Raw genomic sequence first — 22,068 nt, 5'->3', positions numbered from 1 at the left:
TCCTTCTCCTTCTTCGCCTTGCTCAATCAGTCTTCATCAGTGTGGAGCCTGCGGCGCACCGACAGCAGCTCCACCTCCGGCCGGGCGGCGACGAGCCGCTCGCACCGGTCCAGCACGTCGCTGAGGTGTCCCGGGTCCCCCGTCACCATCGCGACGCCGATCTCGGCCCGCCGGTGGAGGTCCTGGCCGCCGACCTCCGCCACGCTCACCGCGAACTTGCGCTGGAGCTCGGCGACGATCGGCCTGACGACGGAGCGCTTCTCCTTCAGCGACCGTACGTCGCCCAGGAGCAGATCGAAGGACAGTGTCCCCACGTACATGTGCGTCCGGATGTCCCGCCGGTTCGGGGTCAGTGGCCCCGCCCACCACAGGGCGGGTACACCAGGAACCGTACACGCAACGGCCGGGGCCGATCGACGGAATAAGTTCCGCCGACCGGCCCCTGCTCACTGCTGCGATCGGACGCGATCAGGCGCGCGGCTTCTCGCGCATCTCGTACGTCGCGATGACGTCGTCGATCTTGATGTCGTTGAAGTTTCCGAGGTTGATACCACCCTCGAAGCCTTCGCGGATCTCGGTGACGTCGTCCTTGAAGCGGCGCAGACCGTGGATCGTGAGGTCCTCGGCGATGACCTTGCCGTCGCGGACGAGGCGCGCCTTGGTGTTGCGCTTGACCTCGCCCGAGCGGATGAGGACACCGGCGATGTTGCCCAGCTTGGACGAGCGGAAGACCTCGCGGATCTCCGCCGTGCCGAGCTCGACCTCTTCGTACTCCGGCTTGAGGAGGCCCTTGAGCGCCGCCTCGATCTCCTCGATCGCCTGGTAGATGACCGAGTAGTACCGGACGTCGACGCCCTCGCGCTCCGCCATCTGCGCGGCACGGCCGGCCGCACGGACGTTGTAGCCGATGACGATGGCGTCGGAGCCCATGGCCAGGTCGATGTCCGACTCCGTGACCGCACCCACACCGCGGTGCAGGACGCGGATGTCGACCTCTTCGCCGACGTCGAGCTGGAGCAGCGAGGCTTCGAGGGCCTCGACCGCACCGGACGCGTCGCCCTTGATGATGAGGTTGAGTTCCTGGACCAGACCGGCCTTGAGCACCTTGTCGAGGTCCTCCAGGGACACCCGGCGGACGCGCTTGGCGAAGGCGGCGTTGCGCTCACGCGCAGCGCGCTTCTCGGCGATCTGACGCGCCGTACGGTCCTCGTCGACCACCAGGAGGTTGTCGCCGGCACCCGGCACGTTGGTGAGACCGAGCACCAGGACGGGAGTCGACGGGGTCGCCTCCTCGACGTTGTTGCCCTTGTCGTCGAGCATCGCCCGGACGCGGCCGTACGCGTCGCCGACCACCACGGTGTCGCCGATGCGCAGCGTTCCGCGCTGGACCAGGACGGTCGAGACGGCGCCGCGACCGCGGTCGAGGTGGGACTCGATCGCGATGCCCTGCGCGTCCTGGTTCGGGTTGGCCCGCAGGTCGAGCGAGGCGTCGGCGGTGAGGACCACGGCCTCGAGCAGGGAGTCGATGTGCAGACCCTGCTTGGCGGAGATGTCGACGAACATCGTGTCGCCGCCGTACTCCTCGGCCACCAGACCGAACTCGGTGAGCTGACCGCGCACCTTGGTCGGGTCCGCGCCCTCGACGTCGATCTTGTTGACCGCGACGACGATCGGGACGCCGGCGGCCTTGGCGTGGTTGAGCGCCTCGATCGTCTGCGGCATGACGCCGTCGTTGGCCGCGACCACGAGGATCGCGATGTCGGTCGACTTCGCACCACGGGCACGCATGGCGGTGAACGCCTCGTGACCCGGGGTGTCGATGAAGGTGATGCGACGCTCTTCGCCGTTGACCTCGGTGCCCACCTGGTAGGCACCGATGTGCTGGGTGATGCCACCGGCCTCGCCCGCGACGACGTTCGTCTTGCGGATCGCGTCGAGCAGTCGGGTCTTTCCGTGGTCGACGTGACCCATGACGGTGACGACCGGCGGACGGGAGACCAGGGCCTCTTCGCCGCCCTCGTCCTCGCCGAACTCGATGTCGAAGGACTCGAGGAGCTCGCGGTCCTCCTCCTCGGGGCTGACGATCTGAACGGTGTAGTTCATCTCGTCACCGAGCATCTGCAGCGTGTCGTCGGAGACCGACTGCGTGGCCGTGACCATCTCGCCGAGGTTCATCATCACCGCGACGAGCGACGCCGGGTTGGCGCCGATCTTCTCGGCGAAGTCGGTGAGGGACGCACCGCGCGACAGGCGAATGACCTCGCCGCCACCGCGGGGAAGCATCACGCCGCCCACGGACGGGGCCTGCATGGCCTCGTACTCCTGGCGCCTCTGACGCTTCGACTTGCGACCGCGACGCGCGGGACCGCCGGGACGGCCGAAGGCGCCCTGCGTGCCACCACGGCCACCGGGACCACCGGGACGACCGCCGAAGCCGCCGGGACGACCGCCGAAGCCGCCGCCACCGCCGGGACCACCCGGACGACCGCCGCCGCCACCGGGACCACCGGGACGGCCGGCGAAGCCGCCGCCGCCACCGCCGGGACCGGCCGGACGACCGGCGAAGCCGGGACGACCGCCGCCGCCACCGCCGGGACCGCCCGGACGGCCGCCGGGGCCACCGGGACCACGGCCGCCGGGGCCGGGACGCGGGCCGGCAGCGGGACGCTGCGGCATCATGCCCGGGTTCGGACGGTTGCCGCCGGGCGCGCCGCCCGGACGGGGAGCCTGCGGACGGGGCATGCCGCCCGGAGTGGGACGGGCACCGCCCTGACCCTGCGGGCGCGGGGCGCCGCCGGGGCCGCCCTGCGGACGCGGGGCGCCCGGAACGGCACCGGGGCCGCCGGGACGCGGGGCACCGCCACCGGGACGGGGCGCCTGCGGGCGCGCCATGCCGGTGGAGCCGCCCGAGGTGAACGGGTTGTTGCCCGGACGGGGACCGGCCGGACGGGCACCGCCCGGACGGGGGGCCTGCTGGCCGCCGGGGCGCGGCGCGCCCTGGCCCTGCGGGCGGGACGCCTGCTGGCCCGGACGGGCGGCCGGGCGGGGGCCCGGGGTCGCGCCGGCGGGACGCTGCTGACCGGCGGCGGGGGCCGCCGGAGGCGCGGTGAACTCCGGGGTGGTCGGAGCCGGGGAGGCCGGCGCCGGCTTCGGCGCGGCCGCGGGCTTCGGACCCGGGGTCGGACGCGGGCCGGGGGCGGCCGGCGTCGAGGGCTTCTCCGCGGCCGCGGGCTTGGGCGCCGGGGTGGGCGCGCCAGGCTTCGGGGCAGCCGGACGGTCCCCCACTGCCTTGACGGCGTGGGAGGTGCCCCCGGCCTGCGCCGGGGACGGCGCGGGGGATGCCTGCGCCGGCTTCGGCGCGGCGGGGGTGGGCGTCGCCTTGCGGGGCGCGCCGGGCTTGGCAGCGGTCTTGCCGGCGTTGCCGCCGGGACCCTGCAAAGCGTCAGTCAACTTGCGCACGACCGGCGCCTCGATCGTCGAGGACGCCGAACGGACGAATTCACCGAGTTCTTGGAGCTTGGCCATGACGACCTTGCTCTCCACACCGAACTCCTTGGCGAGTTCGTATACCCGGACCTTAGCCACTTCGCTCCTTTGAGGTCCGGATTACCGCCGGACCGTCGCTACTTCATGGGCGTACTCATCGCGTACTCATCGAGTGCTCATCGCAATCTCGACCTACTTCCAACTCGCGAGGTACCTGACCGCACGGTGTTCCGTGCCGTACTTCTTCACTGCTGTGCCGATCGCTCGACGTGGTGGCGGAGCGCCGCGGTGTCGAGCGGGCCCTGGACCCTGAAGGCCCTGGGGAACGCTCGGCGGCGGACCGCCAGGTCGAGACAGACCACGGCGGGGTGCAGGTACGCACCCCGACCGGGCAGCGTACCGCGATGATCCGGGACGCACTCGTCCTCGGTCACCACGATCCGCAGCAGATCGCTCTTGGCCGCTCGCTCCCGGCATCCCACGCAGGTTCGCTCAGGGCACACGCGGGCGTGCGTCCGGCCAGACACGATTAAGTCTACCTCCCCGTACCGACCCCGCCCGTTCGGGGCAAGAATCGAACAGTCGTTGGCCAAAAACGGTCTCAGGCCTGCTCGGCCTGCTCCGTGTCCGGACGGATGTCGATGCGCCAGCCGGTGAGGCGGGCGGCGAGGCGGGCGTTCTGCCCCTCCTTGCCGATCGCCAGGGAGAGCTGGTAGTCCGGCACCGTCACCCGGGCCGAACGGGCGGCCAGGTCGACGATCTCGACCTTGGAGACCCGGGCCGGGGAGAGCGCGTTCGCCACCATCTCGGCCGGGTCGTCCGACCAGTCGACGATGTCGATCTTCTCGCCGAGCAGCTCCGCCATCACGTTGCGGACGCGGCTGCCCATCGGGCCGATGCAGGCGCCCTTGGGGTTCAGGCCCGAACGGGTGGCGCGGACGGCGATCTTGGTGCGGTGGCCGGCCTCGCGGGCGATGGCCGAGATCTCGACCGAACCGTCCGCGATCTCCGGCACCTCCAGGGCGAAGAGCTTCTTCACCAGGTTGGGGTGGGTGCGCGAAAGGGTGACGGAGGGACCGCGGACGCCCTTGGCGACCCGGACGACGTACGTCCGCAGGCGCAGGCCGTGGGTGTACTCCTCGCCCGGCACCTGCTCCTGGACCGGGAGGATGGCCTCCAGCTTGTCGTCCAGCCTGACCAGGACGTTCTTCGGGTCCTTGCCCTGCTGGACCACACCGGCGACGACATCGCCCTCGCGGCGCGCGTACTCGCCGAAGGTCACGTCGTTCTCGGCGTCCCGCAGCCGCTGCTGGATGACCTGGCGGGCGGTGCTCGCCGCGATCCGGCCGAAGTCCGAGGGGGTGTCGTCGAAGTCCTTGGGCTCCTGGCCCTCCTCCAGGTCGGAGGGGTCCTCCTTGGCCCACACGGTCACGTGGCCGGTCTGCCGGTCCAGCTCCACGCGCGCGTGACGGCGGGCGTCGGGGGTGCGGTGGTACGCGATGAGGAGGGCCGACTCGATCGCCTCGACCAGCAGGTCGAAGGAGATCTCCTTCTCATGCGCCAAGCCCTTGAGAAGCTTCACGTCGATGTCCACGGCTACGCCTCCTCTTCCTTCTTGTCCTTGCGGTTGAACTCGATCTCGACACGCGCCTTGGAGATGTCGGCGAACCCGATCCTGCGGGCGGTGGGCTTACGCCCCTTCACGCCCGGCACTTCGAGGTCGAGGCCGTCCTCGTCCACGGCGAGGATCCGGGCGACCAGCTCTCCCGCGTCGGCCAGCTGGAGCCGGACGAGCCGGCCGGTGGCGCGCACGTAGTGGCGGTGCTCGGTGAGGGGGCGGTCGGCGCCGGGGGAGCTGACTTCGAGGACGTACTCGCCCTCGCCCATCGCGTCGGTCTCGTCCAGCTTCTCGGAGATCGCGCGGCTCAGCTCGGCGCAGGCGTCCAGCTCCACGCCCTCGTCCGAGTCGACGACGATCCGCAGCAGTCCGCGGCGGCCCGCCCGGGACACCTCGATCTCTTCCAGATCCAGGTCCTTCGCGCGGACGAGCGGCTCGACGAGTCCGCGCAGCCTGTCGCTCTGGGTGGTGCTCATCCGGGTGACTCCTCGGCCGCGTGTGCTGTTGTGTGTCGTCGCGTGTCAGACCAAAGGGTATCCGGTCCGGGAGGGTGTTGCCGTCCACCGCCCCGGGCCCCGCGGGTACGCTCGCCTGCGGTGATCCGAACGATCTTCCGGTGCGGACGGATCTTCGACTGCGGACGACGGCCGAGGGAGATGGCGTGACGACGACGGGCAGACGCGCGCTCCTCGCGGCGGGGGCTGCCGCGGGGGCGACGGCCCTGGTGGGCTGCACCTCCTCCGCCGGGGACGGCCCCCGGCGGCCGGGCGCCGCCGAGCGGGAGGCCGAACGGGCGGCGCGCGCCGAGGCGGCGCTGCGGGCACGCTCGGTGACGGCCGCGCGCGGACTCCTCGAACGCTACGACGCGGTGCTCGCCGCGCACCCCGCCCTGGCGCCCCGGCTGACCCCGCTGCGGCGCTCCGTGGCGGCGCACGCGCGGGCCCTCGGTGAGGGCGGCACGGGCACGCCGAAGCCCGCCGCGGCCTCCCCGACGCCCTCCGCCTCCGCGCGCCCCACGACGGCCTCCCCCGCGCCCGTACCGGTCGCGACCGACCCCGGGACGGCCCTCCGGGAGCTGGCGGCGGCCGAGCGGACCGCCTCCGACGGACACGCGGACGCGCTGCTCGCCGCCCCGCCCGAGTACGCCCGGCTGCTCGCCTCGGTGGCGGCCTCGGGGGCCGTCCACGCCTATCTGCTGACCGAAGGAGCCCGGGCATGAGCGCCCTCGACGCCACCCAGGCCGCGCTGGCCGCCGAGCACGCGGCCGTGTACGGGTACGGGGTCGTCGGCGGCCGGATCGGTGCGGAGCGCCGGGCGGAGGCCACGGCCGCGTACGAGGCCCACCGGGCCCGCCGGGAGGTGCTGCGCCGGGCGGTGCGGGACCTCGGCGGAGCGCCGGTGGTGGCGGCGGCCGCGTACGAGCTGCCGTTCCGGGTGGCGGATCCGGCGGGCGCGGTGCGGCTCGCCGCCGTCCTGGAGGACCGGGTGGCGGGCGTCTACTCCGATCTGGTCCGGGCCACCGGGGGCCCGGCCCGGCGGGAGGCGGCCGCCGCGCTCAGGGAGGCGGCGGTACGCGCCGTGCGCTGGCGCGGCGGGGACGTAACCTTTCCTGGGCTCGCCGAGCGGGCCTGAGCCCCGCCCCGACCGAAGGAACAACGTACGCATGGCTTTCGAACCGCCGCAGCGACTCGTCCGGGTGCTCGGCGAGACGTACGGGGAGACCGTCGCGGCCGAGTGGCTCGGGGAGCTGCCGGAGCGGACGCGGACCGCGCTCGACCGGGGCTCCCTGGACGCCGAGCGGGTGATGGCCCCCGGCGGGCGGAGCAGCCTGGTGGTGCTCGTCCGGCGGTCCGACGGCTCCCCCGCCGCGCTCAAGGTGGCGCCGCCGTTCGCCCGGCCGGACCGGGAGCGGGAGGCGCTCGCCCACTGGAACGGCTGGGGCGCGGTGCGGCTGCTCGAAGGGGCGGACGAAGGGGGGATCCTGCTCGAACGGCTCCACCCCGAGGTGTCCCTGCGTTCCCTGCCGGAGGCGAAGGCGCTCCTGGAGGCGGCCGGGACCGTGCGGAAGCTGTGGGTCGAGCCCCCGGCGGAGCACGGCTTCGAGTCGGTGGCCGGGCGGACGGCCCGGCAGGCGGAGGCGATGGACCGCTACCGCGCGGACGCGACCGTCGGCGAACTGACGGCGGCGGCGCTGGCGGCGCGCGAGGAGCTGGTGGCTGGGGAGGCCGAGACGGTGCTCCTGCACGGCAACTTCCGGCAGGGCAAGGTCCTGGCCGGCGACCGGGCGCCCTGGCTGGCCGTGGGACCCGAGCCGCTGGTCGGCGAGCGGGCCTACGACCTGGCCCGGCTGGTGCGGGACCGGGTGGAGGACCTGGTGGCGGCCTCGGCGGGCGCCTCGGCGGCCCGGCGGCGGGTGAACAAGCTGGCGGACTCGCTCGACGTGGACCGGGAGCGGCTGCGGGGCTGGACCCTGTTCCGCGCGGTGGAGTCGGGGACGCGGGCGCTGACGGCGGGGCGGCGGCAGGACGCGGAGCTGCTCCTGGAGTTCGCGGGCTGGCTGTAGGCCGCGCCGCGGGCCGGTCCCGGTTCGCCGGTCGGCCGTGGTTCGCCGGTCGGCCCGAGTTCGCGGGCGGACTGGAGGGGAATACCCTTTTTGTACCGTTCGCCGGGCGGCCGGGCCTCGACGTCCGGCCCGACTCCAGGGGGCCGTGATGATCGAAGAGCTGCTGATGGCGGTGGCCGGCGCGGGCGCGGCGGCCGCGGTGTACGCGGGCGCGGCGGCGCGGGTGGTCAAGCAGTACGAGCGCGGGGTCGTCTTCCGCTTCGGCCGGCTGCGCGGCCAGGTGCGCTCCCCCGGGTTCACCATGATCGTCCCCGTGGTCGACCGGCTGCACAAGGTGAACATGCAGATCGTCACGATGCCGGTGCCCGCGCAGGAGGGCATCACCCGGGACAACGTGACGGTCCGGGTGGACGCGGTCGTGTACTTCAAGGTGGTCGACCCGGCGGACGCGCTCGTGCGGGTGGAGGACTACCGGTTCGCGGTCTCGCAGATGGCGCAGACCTCGCTGCGGTCGATCATCGGCAAGAGCGACCTCGACGACCTGCTGTCCAACCGGGAGAAGCTCAACCAGGGCCTGGAGCTGATGCTCGACAGTCCGGCGTTGGGGTGGGGCGTCGCCATCGACCGGGTCGAGATCAAGGACGTGTCGCTGCCGGAGACCATGAAGCGGTCGATGGCCCGGCAGGCGGAGGCGGACCGGGAGCGGCGGGCGCGGGTGATCAACGCGGACGCGGAGCTCCAGGCGTCGAAGAAGCTGTCCGAGGCGGCGGCGGTGATGTCCGACCAGCCGGCGGCGCTCCAGTTGCGGCTGCTGCAGACGGTGGTGGCGGTGGCCGCCGAGAAGAACTCCACGCTGGTGCTGCCCTTCCCGGTGGAGCTGCTCCGCTTCCTGGAACGCGCGACCCCGGACGCCAAGCCGGACGCGGCGCCGCACGCGCCGCACCGGACCCCGGAGCGGGAGATACCGCCACTGATCGACGACGCCGACGCCGACGCCGACGCCGACACCGGCGCGTACCCGTGGAGCCGGACGGCGGCGGCGGAGGACGCCATCGAGGACCTGACGGGCACGTCGGTGGAGCCCGCTCCGGCGCCCCGGGAGGACTGACACGGCGACGGCCCCCGCTCCCCCCTGCGCAGGGGGGAGCGGGGGCCGTCGTGCGGCGGAGTGGGTCAGGCGGTCAGGCGGGCGATCGCCTCGTCCACCGTCAGCTCCTCGCGCTCGCCCGTGCGGCGGTCCTTCAGCTCCACGACGCCCTCGCCGGAGCGGCGGCCCGCGACGAGGATCTTCGGGACGCCGATGAGCTCCGCGTCGGTGAACTTGACGCCCGGGGAGACGCCCGCGCGGTCGTCGACCAGGACGCGCAGGCCCGCGGCGGACAGCTTGTCGGAGACCTCCAGGGCCAGCTCGATCTGGAGGGCCTTGCCGGCGGCGACCACGTGGACGTCGGCCGGGGCGACCTCGGCGGGCCAGCACAGTCCCTTGTCGTCGGCGGTCTGCTCGGCGAGCGCGGCCACGGCGCGCGAGACGCCGATGCCGTACGAGCCCATGGTCACGCGGACCGGCTTGCCGTTCTGGCCGAGGACGTCGAGCTTGAGGGCGTCGGCGTACTTGCGGCCGAGCTGGAAGATGTGGCCGATCTCGATGGCGCGGTCCAGCTTGAGGCCGGTGCCGCACTTCGGGCAGGGGTCGCCCTCCTCGACGACGACCACGTCGACGTACGCGGTGGCCTCGAAGTCGCGCCCCGCGACCACGTTCTTCGCGTGGACGTGCTCCTTGTTGGCGCCCGTGATCCAGGCCGTGCCCGGCGCGACGCGGGGGTCGGCGATGTAGGTGACCTTGTCGAGGCCCTGCGGTCCGACGTAGCCGCGCACGAGGTCGGGGCGGCCGGCGAAGTCGGTCTCGGTGACCATCTCGACGGTGGCCGGCGCGAAGTGCGCCTCGACCTTGCCGAGGTCGACCTCGCGGTCGCCGGGGACGCCCACGGCGACGATCTCGCCGTCGACCTTCACCAGGAGGTTCTTGAGGGTGGCGGAGGCCGGGACGCCGAGGGAGGCCGCGAGGGTCTCGATGGTCGGGGTGTCCGGGGTGGGGATCTCCTCGAGGACGGGCACGGCGGAGCCGTCCACGGCCTCCAGGGCGAAGGAGACCGCCTCGGTGTTGGCGGCGAAGTCGCAGTTCGGGCAGTCGGCGAAGGTGTCCTCGCCGGCCTCGGCCGGGGCGAGGAACTCCTCGGACTTCGAGCCGCCCATCGCGCCCGCCGTGGCGGCGCAGATGCGGTAGTCGAGGCCGAGGCGCTCGAACACGCGCCGGTAGGCCTGGCGGTGCAGGGCGTAGGCCTCGGCGAGGCCCTCGTCCTCGGTGTCGAAGGAGTACGAGTCCTTCATCAGGAACTCGCGGCCGCGCAGGATGCCGGCGCGGGGGCGGGCCTCGTCGCGGAACTTGTTCTGGATCTGGTAGAGGATGACCGGCAGGTCCTTGTAGGAGGACGCCTGGTCCTTCACCAGGAGGGTGAAGATCTCCTCGTGGGTCGGGCCGAGGAGGTAGTCGCCGCCCTTGCGGTCCTGGAGGCGGAACAGCTCGGCGCCGTACTCGTCCCAGCGGCCGGTCGCCTCGTAGGGCTCGCGGGGCAGCAGGGCCGGCAGGGAGACCTCCTGGGCGCCGATGGCGTCCATCTCCTCGCGGACGATCCGCTCGACGTTGGAGAGGACCTTCTTGCCGAGGGGCAGCCAGCTCCAGATGCCGGCGGCGGTGCGGCGCACGTACCCCGCGCGGACGAGGAGCTTGTGGCTGAGGACCTCGGCGTCCGCCGGGTCGTCGCGCAGCGTCTTCGCCATCAACTTCGACATGCGCTGGACCGGTGCGTTGGCCATGGTTCTCGTACTCCTGCCGGGACTTTGGGTGATGGGCCCGAGGTTAGCCGGGCGGCCCCGGGGACGAGAAATCAGTTACCCCGCGGCAGCGGCAGCGGGGCGCCCATCACGGCGTACGGGCGGGGGGCGCTCGGGAAGTGCACCCGGCGGGCGAGGTCCCGGTAGCCGAGGAACCGGTAGAGGGCCCGGGCGGGGCTCTCGGTGTCGATCGCGGAGAGGATCGAGCGCGGCTCGTCGGCCGTGTCGGTGATGGTGGTGATCAGCGCGCGGCCCGCGCCCCGGCCCTGGAAGTCGGGGTGGACGTGGAGCTCGGTGATGGTGAAGGAGTCGTCGAGCCAGTCGGCGGTGCCGGTGGCGCGCAGGTACGTCTCGACGACGGTGGACCACCAGTGGGTGCGGTCGTTGGGCATCCCGTACACGAAGCCGACGAGCCGTCCGCCGGGGGTGGTGGCCCCGTAGGCGCGGGCGCCGGGGCTGAGCAGGTGGCGCAGCACGATGTGGCGGCGCACGGCGACCTCGTCGGCGTCCAGGCCGAAGGCGACCGCCTGCACGGCCAGGGCCTCGTCCACCCGGGCGGCGAGGTCGACCGGCCCGATCACGATCTCCGCGTCATCCATGCGGCGCACCCTACAAGCGGCCCGCCCCTCAGAACAGCACGCTCGTGAAGGCCCCGGTCTCCCGGAAGCCGACGCGGCGGTACGCGGCCCGGGCGGGGGTGTTGTAGTCGTTGACGTACAGGCTGGCCACGGGGGCGACGTCGGCCAGGGCGTAGCGCAGGACGGCGGCCATGCCGGTCTCGGAGAGGCCCCTGCCGCGGTGCTCGGGGGCGACCCAGACGCCCTGGATCTGGCAGGCCTGGCGGGTGGCGGCGCCGATCTCGGCCTTGAAGACGACCTTGCCGTCCTCGATGCGGGCGAAGGAGCGGCCCGCGCCGACGAGTTCGGCGACCCGGGCCTGGTAGAGCAGGCCGCCGTCGTTGGCGAGCGGGGAGACGCCGACCTCCTCGGTGAACATGGCCACGCAGGCGGGCATGATCGTCTCCATCTCGTCCTTGCGGACGCGGCGCACCAGCGGGTCGGGCTCGACGGTGGTGGAGGGTTCCTCGGCGACCATCAGGGGCTGGTTGGCCCTGACGTCCCTGGCGGGGCCCCAGCTGGGCTCCAGGAGGCGCCACAGCTCGGTGGTGGGCCCGGCGGGGCCGACGATGGAGGAGCAGCGGCGGCCGGTCCTGCGGGCCCGGTCGGCGAAGGCGCGGACGGCCTGGGGGGTGGCGCAGATCGGGACCAGGTTGGCACCGGAGTAGCAGAGCGAGCGCAGCCGCCCCCCGGCGTACCAGCCCCACATCTCGCCGCCGAGGCGCCAGGGGTCGAGCCCGGCGAGCTGGACGCGGGCGGTCACGAACGCGTTCTCGACCGGGGCGCTCTCCAGGACGGCCAGTGCGGCGCCGAGGTCGGTGGGTTCGAGGACCCGAGTGGTGGTCTCTGTCAACACGAGGGGGCCTCACCGTGCGGTTCCGCTGATTCCACGCACTTTACCCGGAGGGCCCCGGACCACGCCTCCGACGGCGGAAAGCCCCGCCTCCCGGAGCGGGGGGCGGGGCTTCGCGGGGTCTTCCCGGGTGCTTTCCGGAAGGGTCCGGGAGAGGTCCGGGCCGTCAGCCGGCGACGGCGACCGACGGCTCGCCGCTGGCGACGCCGTCCTTCTCCATCTGCTCGGCGATCTTCAGCGCCTCCTCGATGAGGGTCTCGACGATCTTCGACTCGGGCACGGTCTTGATGACCTCGCCCTTGACGAAGATCTGGCCCTTGCCGTTGCCGGAGGCGACGCCGAGGTCGGCCTCGCGGGCCTCGCCGGGGCCGTTGACGACGCAGCCCATGACGGCGACGCGCAGCGGGACGGTCATGCCGTCGAGACCGGCGGTGACCTCCTCGGCGAGCTTGTAGACGTCGACCTGGGCGCGGCCGCAGGACGGGCAGGAGACGATCTCCAGGCGCCGCTGGCGCAGGTTCAGCGACTCCAGGATCTGGATGCCGACCTTGATCTCCTCGGCCGGGGGCGCGGAGAGCGAGACGCGGATGGTGTCGCCGATGCCCTGGGAGAGCAGCGCGCCGAAGGCGACGGCGGACTTGATGGTGCCCTGGAAGGCCGGGCCCGCCTCGGTGACGCCGAGGTGCAGCGGGTAGTCGCACCGGGCGGCGAGCTGGCGGTAGGCCTCGACCATGACGACCGGGTCGTTGTGCTTGACCGAGATCTTGATGTCGCGGAAGTCGTGCTCCTCGAAGAGGGACGCCTCCCAGAGGGCGGACTCGACGAGCGCCTCGGGGGTCGCCTTGCCGTACTTCTTGAGCAGCCGCGCGTCGAGCGAGCCGGCGTTGACGCCGATCCGGATCGGGGTGCCCGCGTCGTTGGCGGCCCGGGCGATCTCCTTGACCTTGTCGTCGAACTGCTTGATGTTGCCCGGGTTGACGCGGACGGCCGCGCAGCCCGCGTCGATCGCGGCGAAGACGTACTTCGGCTGGAAGTGGATGTCGGCGATCACCGGGATCTGGGACTTCCGGGCGATCGTCGCGAGGGCGTCGGCGTCGTCCTGGGTCGGGCAGGCCACGCGCACGATCTGGCAGCCGGAGGCCGTCAGCTCGGCGATCTGCTGGAGCGTGGCGCCGATGTCGGACGTCCGGGTGGTGGTCATCGACTGCACGGAGACGGGTGCGTCACCGCCGACGGCCACGGTGCCGACCTGGATCTGACGGCTCTTGCGCCGCTCGGCGAGCCGGGTCGGGACGGTAGGGATACCGAGAGAAATCGCGGTCATCTGTTGTGCAACCTCAAGGTTGTGCGTCGGCGGGCTCAGGTCTCCGAGGTTACCGCCCCGGCGGCGGAGGGCCGGACACCACCGGGTCCGGCCCCCCTGGGGTTCACGTCAGCTTCACCGGGTTGACGATGTCGGCGGCGAGGACGAGCAGGGTGAAGCAGACGAAGACGCCGGCCACCACGTACGCGGCGGGCATCAGCTTGGCCACGTCGAACGGGCCGGGGTCGGGGCGCTTGAAGATCCGGGCCGTGTGGCGGCGGACGGACTCCCACAGGGCGCCCGCGATGTGGCCGCCGTCGAGCGGCAGCAGCGGGAGCATGTTGAACAGGAACAGCGAGACGTTGAACATGACCAGCAGGTTCATGAACATCACGAGGATGCGCTCCGGCGGCGCGTCCACGGTCATCAGCTCGCCGGTGAGGCGGGCGGCGCCGAGGACGCCGACGGGCGAGTCGTCCGCCCGCTCGCCGTCGCCGAAGGTGGCGTCCCAGAGACCGGGGATCTTGCCCGGGAGGGCGATGACCGAGTGGACGCCGTTCTCCAGGAGGTCGGTCATCCGGTCGGTGGTCTCGCCGAAGGTGAGGGGCGCGACCTCGGTCTTGGAGGCGAAGCCGAGGTAGCCGGCGTCGATGTAGGTCAGCGGCTGGACGACCCTGCCGTCCTCGTCCTTCTTCGGGACCTTGTTGGTGACGAGGGTGGGGTGCAGGTCGACGCGCTGTCCGGCCCGCTCGACGGTGACCGTGGCGGGGCCGAGGGTGTCGCGGATGCGGTCGGAGAGGGTGTCCCAGTCGCTCACCGGCGTGCCGTTGAAGGCGACGATCCGGTCGCCCTCCTTCAGGCCGGCCGCGAACGCCGGGGAGACGGGGTCGCCCGCCGCGCACGTGTCGCGCTTCTCGCTCTGCTCGATGACGCACTTCTGGACGCCGGCGACCGCGGTCGTCTGGCCCTCCATGCCGAGCGTCATCATCGAGCCGAAGAAGAGCGCCGCCGCCAGGACCAGGTTCATGAACGGTCCGGCGAACATCACGATGACGCGCTTCCACGGCCTGCGCGTGTAGAAGAGCCGGGTCTCGTCGCCCTCCTGCAGCTCCTCGTACGAGGCCTCGCGGGCGTCCTCGATCATGGAGCGCCACGGAGAGGTGGAGCGGGCCTCGATCCGTCCGTCGTCGCCGGGCGGGAACATGCCGATCATGCGGATGTAGCCGCCGGCCGGGATCGCCTTGATGCCGTACTCGGTCTCGCCGCGCTTCCTCGACCAGATCGTGGGGCCGAAGCCGACCATGTACTGCGGGACGCGGATGCCGAAGAGCTTGGCCGTGGAGAGGTGGCCGAGCTCGTGCCAGGCGATGGAGACGAGCAGTCCGAACGCGAACAGCACGATGCCCAGGACGTACAGGAGCGTTTCGTTCATGCGCGGGCCTCCGCTGTTGCCTTCGCTGCGAGCTCTCGGGCCCGGGCCCGTGCCCAGGTCTCCGCTTCCAGGACGTCCGGCACGGTGAGGGAGGTTCCCGCGGCGGGGACGCCGTGCTCCGCCACGACCGCCGTGACCGTGTCCATGATGCCGTTGAACGGCAGCCGGCCGGCCAGGAACGCCTCGACGCACTCCTCGTTGGCGGCGTTGAAGACGGCGGGGGCGGTGCCGCCCAGCTCGCCGACGTGCCGGGCCAGGCCGACGGACGGGAAGGCCTCGGTGTCCAGCGGGAAGAACTCCCAGGTGGAGGCCTTGCTCCAGTCGAAGGCGGGGGCCGCGTCCGGGACCCGCTCGGGCCAGCCGATGCCGATGGCGATCGGGCCGCGCATGTCGGGCGGGGTGGCCTGGGCGAGCGTGGAGCCGTCGGTGAACTCCACCATCGAGTGGACGTACGACTGCGGGTGGACGACGACCTCGATGCGGTCGAAGGGGATGTCGTAGAGCAGGTGGGCCTCGATGACCTCCAGGCCCTTGTTCACCAGGGTCGCGCTGTTCACCGTGATCACCGGGCCCATGGCCCAGGTCGGGTGGGCGAGGGCGTCCTCGCGGGTGACGTGGGCCAGCTGCTCCCTCGTACGGCCGCGGAAGGGGCCGCCGGAGGCGGTGACGACCAGCTTGCGGACGTCGGCGCGGGTGCCGGCGGCGAGCGCCTGGAAGAGGGCCGCGTGCTCGGAGTCGACCGGGATGATCTGGCCGGGCTCGGCGAGCGCCTTGACGAGGGGGCCGCCGACGATCAGCGACTCCTTGTTGGCGAGGGCGAGGGTGCGGCCGGCTTCGAGGGCGGCGAGGGTGGGCGCGAGGCCGATGGAGCCGGTGATGCCGTTGAGGACGGTGTGGCACGGGGAGGCGGCCAGCTGCGTGGCGGCGTCCGGCCCCGCCAGGAGCTCGGGCAGGGGCTCGGAGCCGTACAGCGCCCTCAGGGCCTCGCGCAGCTCGGGCAGCGTCTCCTCGCGGGCGACCGCGACCGCGGCGACCCCCAGCTTGTGCGCCTGCTCGGCGAGCAGTCCGATCCGGCCGCCGGAGGCGGCCAGGGCGGTGACCCGGAAGCGGTCGGGGTTGCGCAGCACCAGGTCGATGGCCTGGGTGCCGATGGACCCGGTCGAGCCGAGGACGACGACGTCCCGGCGTCCTTCGGAGACGTCGAAGGCGACGTGCGGGTCGGCGAGGGGTGAGGGGCGGTCGGTCATGCCCCCCATTCTTGCCCCAAACGCGGCGCGGTCTTCACGGGGTCCGGACGAACGTGTCGAAGACCCGGTGGAAGTCGGGGAACGTCTTCCTCACGCAGCCGGGGTCGTCGAAGGTGACGCCCGGGGTGCGCAGGGCCGTGACCGCGAAGGACATGACGATCCGGTGGTCGCCGTGGGTGGCGATCTCGACGGGCCCGGCGGGCGTCCCCGGGTGGATCTCGATCCAGTCGGGGCCGGTGCGGACGGTGATCCCGAGGCGGCGCAGGTTCTCGGCGCAGGCGTCGAGCCGGTCGCACTCCTTGACCCGGGTGTTGGCGACGTCCTCGATGCGGACCGGTCCGTCGGCGAACGGCGCGATCGCGGCGAGGGTCGGCATGGTGTCGGAGATGTCCCGCATGGTGACGGTGAGTCCGCGCAGGGTGCCGGTGGAGCGGACGGTGGTGGCGTCCTCGCCGATCTCGACGTCGGCGCCCATGCGGCGCAGGACGTCGACGAAGGCGAGGTCGCCCTGGAGGGCGCCGGTGCCGAGGCCGGGGACGGTGACCGAGCGGCCGGGCTGGAGGGCGGCGGCCGCGAAGAAGTAGCTCGCGGTGGAGGCGTCGGGCTCGATGCCGTACGTCCTGGCCCGGTAGCCGGTGGGGGCGACGCGGTAGGTGCGCCCCTCCCGCCGGACCTCGGCGCCGAAGCTCCGCATCATGGCGAGGGTGATCTCGACGTACGGCTCCGAGACCAGGTCGGTGACGGTGATGTCGAGGCCCTCGGCGGTGAGCGGGCCGAGCATGAGCAGGGCGGTGAGGTACTGGGAGGACTGCCCGGCGTCCAGGGTGAGCGCGCCGCCCTTGACGCCGTGGGCGTGGACGGCGAGCGGGTGGTGGCCCTCCTGCCCGCCGTGCCGGAGGTCGACGCCGAGGGTGCGCAGGGCGGTGGTGAGCGGGCCGAGGGGGCGCCTGCGCATCTGGGCGGAGGCGTCGAAGCGGTACGTGCCGTGGCCGGCGGCGGCGAGGGCGGGCAGGAAGCGGGCGGTGGTGGCGCCGTCGCGGCAGTAGACGTCGGCGGTCTCCGCGCCGGGTCCGGCGGGCCGGCCCTCGACGTGCCAGGCGCCGGGCTCGCGGCGGACGGCGTAGCCGAGGGCGGAGAGCCCTTCGGCGAAGCCCTCGGTGTCGTCGGAGACGAGGGGCCGCAGGAGGGTGGTGGTGCCCTCGGCGGCCGCGGCGAGGAAGAGAGCGCGGGCGGTGACGGACTTGGAGCCGGGGATGTCGATGACGGTCACGGCGCCATCCTGCCGTCTCGCCCGGCGGGGCGGACCGGCGTTCCGCATGGCGGAACGGGGCCCGGCGGGCAGGGGAAAGGCGGCCCGGCTCCCCGCACAGTGGAGCCGGACCGCCTGGTCCGGGTGGGGCGTGCGCCCCGGAGGACGTACGGCCCGGAAGCCGTACGGCCTCGGGTCCTACAGGGCGAGGCCCGTCAGGACGAGGACGCGCTCGTAGGTGTAGTCGTCCATCGCGTACTTGACGCCCTCGCGGCCGACGCCGGAGCGCTTGGCACCGCCGTACGGCATCTGGTCGGCGCGGTACGAGGGGACGTCGCCGACGATCACGCCGCCGACCTCGAGGGCGCGGTGGGCGCGGAAGGCGGCCTGGAGGTCGCGGGTGAAGACGCCGGCCTGGAGGCCGAAGTCGGAGTCGTTGACCGCGGCGAACGCCTCGGCCTCGCCGTCGACCTTCGCGATCGTCAGGACCGGGCCGAAGACCTCGGCGCGGGCCAGGGTGACGCCGGCCGGGAGGTCGGTGAGGACGGTGGGGGCGTAGGTGGCGCCCTCGCGCTTGCCGCCGGTCAGGAGCGTGGCGCCGGCCTCGACGGCCTCGTCCACCCAGGACTCGACGCGCTTCGCGGCGGCCTCGTCGACGAGCGGGCCGACGTCGGTGGCGTCGTCCGCCGGGTCACCGGTGACCTGGGCCTCGACGGCGGCGACGATCTTCGGCAGCAGGCGGTCGTGGACGGAGGAGTCGACGATCACGCGCTGGACGGAGATGCAGGACTGGCCGCCCTGGTAGTTGGAGAAGGTGGCGATGCGGGTCGCGGCCCAGTCCAGGTCGGCCTCGGAGGACCAGTCGGGCAGGACGACGGCCGCGGCGTTGCCGCCGAGCTCCAGGGTGCAGTGCTTGTGCGGCACGGACTCCTGGATGGCGTAGCCGACCGTGTCGGAGCCGGTGAAGGAGATGACCGGGAGGCGCTCGTCCTGGACGAGGGCGGGCATCCGGTCGTTCGGCACGGTGAGGATCGACCAGGAGCCGGCCGGCAGGTCGGTCTCGGCCAGGATCTCGCCCAGGATCAGGGAGGAGATCGGGGTCGACGGGGCCGGCTTGAGGATGATCGGGGCGCCGACGGCGATGGCCGGGGCGACCTTGTGGGCGCTGAGGTTCAGCGGGAAGTTGAACGGCGCGATGCCGAGGACGACGCCCTTGGGGATGCGGCGGGTCAGCGCGAGCCGGCCCACGCCGCCGGCCTCGGTGTCGAGGCGCTGGGCCTCGCCGCCGTTGAAGCGGCGGGCCTCCTCGGCGGCGAAACGGAAGACGGAGACGGCGCGGCCGACCTCGCCGCGGGCCCACTTGACGGGCTTGCCGTTCTCGGCGGAAATCAGCTGGGCGATCTCCTCGGTGCGCTCGGCGAGCCGCTTCGACACGTGGTCGAGGGCGGCGGCGCGGACGTGCGCCGGGGTGGCGGCGAACTCGTCGACGACGGCGTGCGCGGCGGCGACGGCCTCCTCGACCTGGGCCTCGGTGGGCACGCTGACCTTGCCGACCAGACGTCCGTCGAAGGAGTTCGTGACGTCGAAGGCGGCCTCGCCGGTGGCCTCGCGGCCGGCGAGCCAGAAGGCGTGGGTGGTCGTCATTGCGTCCCGGCCCTTTCCGTATCGGGGGTGCGAGCGATTGCTCTCGTGACACGTTAGGGCCGGGGTGGCCGGTGTGGGTTTGTCCGGTGTGGAGTGGTGGGGCGGGGAGGCTGTCCGAATTGGCCGAAGGGCGGAGGGGGCCCGCCGGGTGGGCGTCGGCTCATTCCCTCCGCCCGGTCGACACGATCAGACAGACGCCGGCCACGACGATCGCGCCGCCGAGGACGACGGGCCAGGTCAGGGCCTCGTTCAGGAGGAGGGCGCCGAGGGCGACCGCGACGACGGGGTTGACGTACGCGTAGGTCGCGACGAGGGAGAGCGGGGCCGCCTGGAGGAGCCAGGCGTAGGCGGTGAAGGCGATCAGCGAGCCGAAGACGACCAGGTAGGCGAGGGCGGTCCAGGAGCGGGTGGAGACCTCGGCGAGGTCGAGGCCGTGGTGCTCGCCGCGGAACAGGCCGAGGGCGGCTCCGGCGAGGCCGCCCGCGATCATCTCGTACGCGCTGGCGGCGAAGGGGTTGGCGGGCATCGGGAGGCGCGCGGAGGAGAAGGAGCCCACGGACCAGCTCAGCGCGCCGGCGACCACGAGGAGGACGCCGCCGATGCCCACCTCGCCGGTCAGGCCGGGGAGGGTGAGGACGCCGAGGCCGGCGAGGCCGAGCAGGACGCCGCCGATCGCGCCGGGGCCGGGGCGCTCGCCGGCGGCGGTGCGCAGGACGACGACCCAGACGGGGACGACGGCGACGAGGAGCGCGGCGAGTCCGGAGGGGACGGAGGTCTCGGCGAGGACGACGAGGCCGTTGCCGCCGAGGACGAGGAGCAGGCCGACGAGGACGGCGGAGCCGAGCTGCCGGCGGGTGACCCTGAGGGCGGCGGGGCCCTGGCGCCAGGCGACGATCCCGGCGAGCAGCAGCCCGGCGACGACGAAGCGGGCGCCGGCGGAGAGGAACGGCGGCAGGGTCTCGACGACGACCCGGATGCCGAGGTAGGTGGACCCCCACACGACGTACACGATGCCGAGCGCGGCCCAGACGGCGCCGGTGATCCGGCGGGCGGGCGCCGGGGGCGCGGCGGGGAGGGCGGCACGGGTGCCGGGGGCCGGGTCGGCGGCGGGCTTCGTCATGAGCAGGAGGGTAGGGAGTGCGGGGCGGGGTCGGCCAGGACTTTGCCCGCGAGCGGGCAGGGGCGGCGGAGTGCGGACGGCGAGGGCGGAGAGGGAACGGAATGGAAGGATGAGAGGGACCGCAGAACCGCAAAGGGGAGACACATGTTCCTGTGGGTGATGTCCGCTGTCCTGGTCCTCGTCGTGGGCGGGTGCGTCTGCGTGGTGTGGGCGGCCCGGGGCGGCCCGCGCTGGGCCCGCGGGGTGGCGGCGGTGGTGCTCCTGGGCGGGGAGCTGGTGCGCGCCGGGGGCAGGCGGGGCGGCGGGAACAGGGGGTTGGGGAACGGCTACGTCGGGGGCGACGGCGGGGGCTCGGGCGACTGAGACGGGCGGAGCCCCGGGACTGGGGCCCGGGACTGGGGCCCGGGGGGGGCTTACTCGGCCCCCTCCCCCGTGGCCTTCAGGGCGAGCCACAGCTCCATCCGTACGTCCGGGTCGTCCAGGGAGCGGCCCAGGATCTCCTCCACGCGGCGCATCCGGTAGCGCAGGGTGTGCCGGTGGACGCCCAGGTCGGCCGCCGCCGCGTCCCACTGGCCGTGCCGGGAGAGCCAGGCGCGCAGGGAGGCCACCAGGTCGCCGCGGCCGGTGGCGTCGTGGTCGCGCAGGGCCCGGAGCATCCCGTCGGCGAAGGCGCGGACAGCGTCGTCGGCGAGGAGCGGCAGGACCGAGCCCGCCGCCAGGTCCTCGTGCTCGACGAGGGCCCTGCCCCGGCGGCGGGCCACCGAGAGCGCCTGCTCGGCCTGCTTGTACGCCGCGGCGGCCGCGATCGGGCCGGCCGGGGCGGAGAGGCCGACGACGACGCCGGCCTCCTCGGCCTCGCGTTCCGCGTACCCCTCGCAGGCGGTGACGACCGCGCCGCCGTCGCCGGCGAGGACGACGAGCCGCTGCTCGCCCTCGGGGACGGCGAGGACCGCCTCGCCCGCGCGGGCGGCGGCGGCCTCCAGGGCCTCGGCGAGGACGGGGAGGGGCGGTTCGGCGGCCGGTTCGCCGCCGGCGGGTTCGGCGACGAGGATCCGGAAGGGGGCGTCGAGGAGCCCGCCGTACACGTCGCCGGCCACCGCGCGCGCGTGGTCCGGCTGTCCGGCGAGCATCATGCGCAGGACGGCGGCGCCGAGGCGCTGTTCGGCGGCCTGGAGGGAACGGGAGCGTTCCGTGGTGAGGGTGAGCAGGGCGATGGCCGAGTGGACGGCGTACCGCTCGGCGGTGCCGAGGGGGGCGCCGGTGCCGACGGCGAGGGCGCCCCGGACGCGGCGGCCGGTGCCGAGCGACTGGAGCTCGACGCGGTCGTCCGTGCCGCCGACGACGGCGCTGGCGGGGGCGGGGCGTTCGCGCAGCCGCTCCACGTCGGGGGTGAGGCGGGCGGCCCGGCGGGCGGCCCACTCGGGCGAGACGGCGACGGGCTTGCCGGAGGTGTCGTAGAGGGCGGCCCAGCCGTCGACGTGCGCGGCGAGGCGGGCGACGACGGCCTCGGGGCCTTCCGCGAGGGCGGCCCGGGTCAGCTCGCGCTGCACTTCGAAGCCGGCGGTGACGGCGCGGTACTGGTCGGCGGAGATGGCGGCGGAGACGGCCTTGCTGATGGCGAGGAAGGGGGTGCGGCGCGGCACTTCGAGGAGCGGCAGGTGCTCCTCCCGGGCCGCTTCGAGCAGCGCCGCCGGGATCTCCTCGTAGTTCACCCCCACGGCGAACCCGAGCCCGACGACCCCCGCCCCCAGCAGCCGCCGCACGTAGCGGCGCATCGCCTCCAGGTCCTCCGCGTCCAGGGTGAGCGCGGTGGTGAGCAGCAGCTCGCCCCCCTCCATGTACGGCACGGGATCGGTGAGCTCACTGACGTGCGCCCAGCGGACGGGGGTGTCGAGACGGTCCTCACCGGCCCGGACGACGAGCTTGAGGGCGGAGTGCTGCGCGAGCGAGGCGAGGGTGGGCGGCATTGGCGACCGTCGGACCTTTGGGGGGAGGGGGCGCCGCTCAGCCGAGCGGCGCCCCCGATTGTGCCAGGGGTGGGGGG

Annotated in this window: 20 protein-coding genes; 5 read left to right on the top strand and 15 right to left on the bottom strand. The window is 73.5% G+C overall.

The features are described 5' to 3' along the window. Nucleotides 1–26: 26 nt before the first annotated feature. The 5 genes from ACIP5O_RS08460 to rimP all read right to left on the bottom strand — a co-directional run bounded on the left by ACIP5O_RS08460 (nucleotide 27) and on the right by rimP (nucleotide 5,580). Nucleotides 27–320 (bottom strand): DUF503 domain-containing protein, encoded by a 294-nt coding sequence (locus ACIP5O_RS08460; RefSeq protein ID WP_356547017.1) that lies wholly within the window; start codon nucleotides 318–320, stop codon nucleotides 27–29. 148 nt (nucleotides 321–468) lie between these two features. Continuing rightward, entirely contained in the window at nucleotides 469–3,585 is a 3,117-nt protein-coding gene (gene infB / locus ACIP5O_RS08455; RefSeq protein ID WP_401290076.1) for a translation initiation factor IF-2, read from the bottom strand. 146 nt (nucleotides 3,586–3,731) lie between these two features. Then, the gene (locus ACIP5O_RS08450) at nucleotides 3,732–4,013 is read right to left on the bottom strand and encodes a YlxR family protein (RefSeq protein WP_401290074.1); all 282 of its coding nucleotides are present in this window, start codon (nucleotides 4,011–4,013) and stop codon (nucleotides 3,732–3,734) included. A 74-nt stretch (nucleotides 4,014–4,087) separates the two neighbouring features. Continuing rightward, the gene (gene nusA / locus ACIP5O_RS08445) at nucleotides 4,088–5,080 is read right to left on the bottom strand and encodes a transcription termination factor NusA (RefSeq protein WP_401290071.1); all 993 of its coding nucleotides are present in this window, start codon (nucleotides 5,078–5,080) and stop codon (nucleotides 4,088–4,090) included. 2 nt (nucleotides 5,081–5,082) lie between these two features. Next, complete coding sequence (gene rimP, locus ACIP5O_RS08440) at nucleotides 5,083–5,580, bottom strand: ribosome maturation factor RimP (RefSeq protein WP_356547009.1); 498 nt, start codon at nucleotides 5,578–5,580, stop codon at nucleotides 5,083–5,085. A 185-nt stretch (nucleotides 5,581–5,765) separates the two neighbouring features. Between rimP and ACIP5O_RS08435 the strand changes: the two genes are divergently transcribed. From ACIP5O_RS08435 to ACIP5O_RS08420, 4 genes are all read left to right on the top strand, one after another. Further along, on the top strand, nucleotides 5,766–6,323 hold the full coding sequence (locus tag ACIP5O_RS08435) for a hypothetical protein (protein WP_401290068.1): 558 nt from the start codon (nucleotides 5,766–5,768) through the stop codon (nucleotides 6,321–6,323). Continuing rightward, nucleotides 6,320–6,736 carry a DUF4439 domain-containing protein gene (locus ACIP5O_RS08430; RefSeq protein ID WP_401290065.1) on the top strand — a complete coding sequence of 139 codons (417 nt, stop codon included), beginning with the start codon at nucleotides 6,320–6,322 and terminating at the stop codon, nucleotides 6,734–6,736. The genes ACIP5O_RS08435 and ACIP5O_RS08430 overlap by 4 nt, the downstream gene beginning before the upstream one ends. Before the next feature lie 31 nt (nucleotides 6,737–6,767). Next, entirely contained in the window at nucleotides 6,768–7,667 is a 900-nt protein-coding gene (locus ACIP5O_RS08425; RefSeq protein ID WP_401290063.1) for an aminoglycoside phosphotransferase family protein, read from the top strand. Nucleotides 7,668–7,815: 148 nt separating this feature from the next. Further along, the gene (locus ACIP5O_RS08420; RefSeq protein ID WP_401290060.1) at nucleotides 7,816–8,775 is read left to right on the top strand and encodes a slipin family protein; all 960 of its coding nucleotides are present in this window, start codon (nucleotides 7,816–7,818) and stop codon (nucleotides 8,773–8,775) included. 65 nt (nucleotides 8,776–8,840) lie between these two features. Here ACIP5O_RS08420 and ACIP5O_RS08415 read toward each other — a convergent pair whose 3' ends face one another. The 9 genes from ACIP5O_RS08415 to ACIP5O_RS08375 form a co-directional block, all read right to left on the bottom strand. Then, nucleotides 8,841–10,541, bottom strand: coding sequence for a proline--tRNA ligase (locus tag ACIP5O_RS08415; RefSeq protein WP_401290057.1), 1,701 nt, complete (start codon nucleotides 10,539–10,541; stop codon nucleotides 8,841–8,843). Nucleotides 10,542–10,612: 71 nt separating this feature from the next. Next, complete coding sequence (locus ACIP5O_RS08410; protein ID WP_401290055.1) at nucleotides 10,613–11,158, bottom strand: GNAT family N-acetyltransferase; 546 nt, start codon at nucleotides 11,156–11,158, stop codon at nucleotides 10,613–10,615. A 28-nt stretch (nucleotides 11,159–11,186) separates the two neighbouring features. Continuing rightward, on the bottom strand, nucleotides 11,187–12,032 hold the full coding sequence (locus ACIP5O_RS08405) for a GNAT family N-acetyltransferase (RefSeq protein WP_401290052.1): 846 nt from the start codon (nucleotides 12,030–12,032) through the stop codon (nucleotides 11,187–11,189). Nucleotides 12,033–12,195: 163 nt separating this feature from the next. After that, complete coding sequence (gene ispG / locus ACIP5O_RS08400; protein ID WP_356546995.1) at nucleotides 12,196–13,353, bottom strand: flavodoxin-dependent (E)-4-hydroxy-3-methylbut-2-enyl-diphosphate synthase; 1,158 nt, start codon at nucleotides 13,351–13,353, stop codon at nucleotides 12,196–12,198. Between the two features lie 103 nt (nucleotides 13,354–13,456). Further along, on the bottom strand, nucleotides 13,457–14,764 hold the full coding sequence (locus tag ACIP5O_RS08395) for a M50 family metallopeptidase (protein WP_401290048.1): 1,308 nt from the start codon (nucleotides 14,762–14,764) through the stop codon (nucleotides 13,457–13,459). After that, nucleotides 14,761–16,011 carry a 1-deoxy-D-xylulose-5-phosphate reductoisomerase gene (gene dxr, locus ACIP5O_RS08390; RefSeq protein ID WP_401290046.1) on the bottom strand — a complete coding sequence of 417 codons (1,251 nt, stop codon included), beginning with the start codon at nucleotides 16,009–16,011 and terminating at the stop codon, nucleotides 14,761–14,763. Before dxr ends, ACIP5O_RS08395 begins: the two co-directional genes overlap by 4 nt. Nucleotides 16,012–16,045: 34 nt before the next feature. Further along, nucleotides 16,046–17,281: a 3-phosphoshikimate 1-carboxyvinyltransferase gene (aroA, locus tag ACIP5O_RS08385; protein WP_401290043.1), complete on the bottom strand. Its 1,236-nt coding sequence runs from the start codon at nucleotides 17,279–17,281 to the stop codon at nucleotides 16,046–16,048. 177 nt (nucleotides 17,282–17,458) lie between these two features. Further along, entirely contained in the window at nucleotides 17,459–18,904 is a 1,446-nt protein-coding gene (locus tag ACIP5O_RS08380) for an aldehyde dehydrogenase family protein (protein ID WP_401290041.1), read from the bottom strand. Between the two features lie 160 nt (nucleotides 18,905–19,064). Further along, complete coding sequence (locus tag ACIP5O_RS08375) at nucleotides 19,065–20,024, bottom strand: EamA family transporter (protein WP_401290038.1); 960 nt, start codon at nucleotides 20,022–20,024, stop codon at nucleotides 19,065–19,067. Nucleotides 20,025–20,168: 144 nt separating this feature from the next. On the opposite strand from ACIP5O_RS08375, the gene ACIP5O_RS08370 reads away from it, so the two are divergent. Then, nucleotides 20,169–20,387, top strand: a complete 219-nt coding sequence (locus ACIP5O_RS08370) for a hypothetical protein (protein WP_401290035.1) — start codon at nucleotides 20,169–20,171, stop codon at nucleotides 20,385–20,387. A 50-nt stretch (nucleotides 20,388–20,437) separates the two neighbouring features. Here ACIP5O_RS08370 and ACIP5O_RS08365 read toward each other — a convergent pair whose 3' ends face one another. Then, a complete protein-coding gene (locus tag ACIP5O_RS08365) occupies nucleotides 20,438–21,991 on the bottom strand; it encodes a PucR family transcriptional regulator (RefSeq protein WP_401290033.1) in 1,554 nt (517 codons plus the stop codon). Between the last annotated feature and the right edge of the window lie 77 nt (nucleotides 21,992–22,068).

This window comes from Streptomyces sp. NPDC088915 (assembly GCF_044749825.1).
GTDB lineage: Bacteria > Actinomycetota > Actinomycetes > Streptomycetales > Streptomycetaceae > Streptomyces.
Note: the sequence above shows the minus strand (reverse complement) of the source record. Positions and strands in the feature narration are given on the sequence as shown.

Coding starts and splice junctions, on each gene's coding strand:
- ACIP5O_RS08365 (WP_401290033.1), bottom strand. CDS start 21,991: ATGCCGCCCACCCTCGCCTCGCTCGCGCAGCACTCCGCCCTCAAGCTC.
- rimP (WP_356547009.1), bottom strand. CDS start 5,580: ATGAGCACCACCCAGAGCGACAGGCTGCGCGGACTCGTCGAGCCGCTC.
- ACIP5O_RS08425 (WP_401290063.1), top strand. CDS start 6,768: ATGGCTTTCGAACCGCCGCAGCGACTCGTCCGGGTGCTCGGCGAGACG.
- ACIP5O_RS08415 (WP_401290057.1), bottom strand. CDS start 10,541: ATGGCCAACGCACCGGTCCAGCGCATGTCGAAGTTGATGGCGAAGACG.
- ACIP5O_RS08410 (WP_401290055.1), bottom strand. CDS start 11,158: ATGGATGACGCGGAGATCGTGATCGGGCCGGTCGACCTCGCCGCCCGG.
- ACIP5O_RS08460 (WP_356547017.1), bottom strand. CDS start 320: ATGTACGTGGGGACACTGTCCTTCGATCTGCTCCTGGGCGACGTACGG.
- ACIP5O_RS08370 (WP_401290035.1), top strand. CDS start 20,169: ATGTTCCTGTGGGTGATGTCCGCTGTCCTGGTCCTCGTCGTGGGCGGG.
- ACIP5O_RS08430 (WP_401290065.1), top strand. CDS start 6,320: ATGAGCGCCCTCGACGCCACCCAGGCCGCGCTGGCCGCCGAGCACGCG.
- ACIP5O_RS08380 (WP_401290041.1), bottom strand. CDS start 18,904: ATGACGACCACCCACGCCTTCTGGCTCGCCGGCCGCGAGGCCACCGGC.
- dxr (WP_401290046.1), bottom strand. CDS start 16,011: ATGACCGACCGCCCCTCACCCCTCGCCGACCCGCACGTCGCCTTCGAC.
- ispG (WP_356546995.1), bottom strand. CDS start 13,353: ATGACCGCGATTTCTCTCGGTATCCCTACCGTCCCGACCCGGCTCGCC.
- ACIP5O_RS08375 (WP_401290038.1), bottom strand. CDS start 20,024: ATGACGAAGCCCGCCGCCGACCCGGCCCCCGGCACCCGTGCCGCCCTC.
- ACIP5O_RS08420 (WP_401290060.1), top strand. CDS start 7,816: ATGATCGAAGAGCTGCTGATGGCGGTGGCCGGCGCGGGCGCGGCGGCC.
- ACIP5O_RS08395 (WP_401290048.1), bottom strand. CDS start 14,764: ATGAACGAAACGCTCCTGTACGTCCTGGGCATCGTGCTGTTCGCGTTC.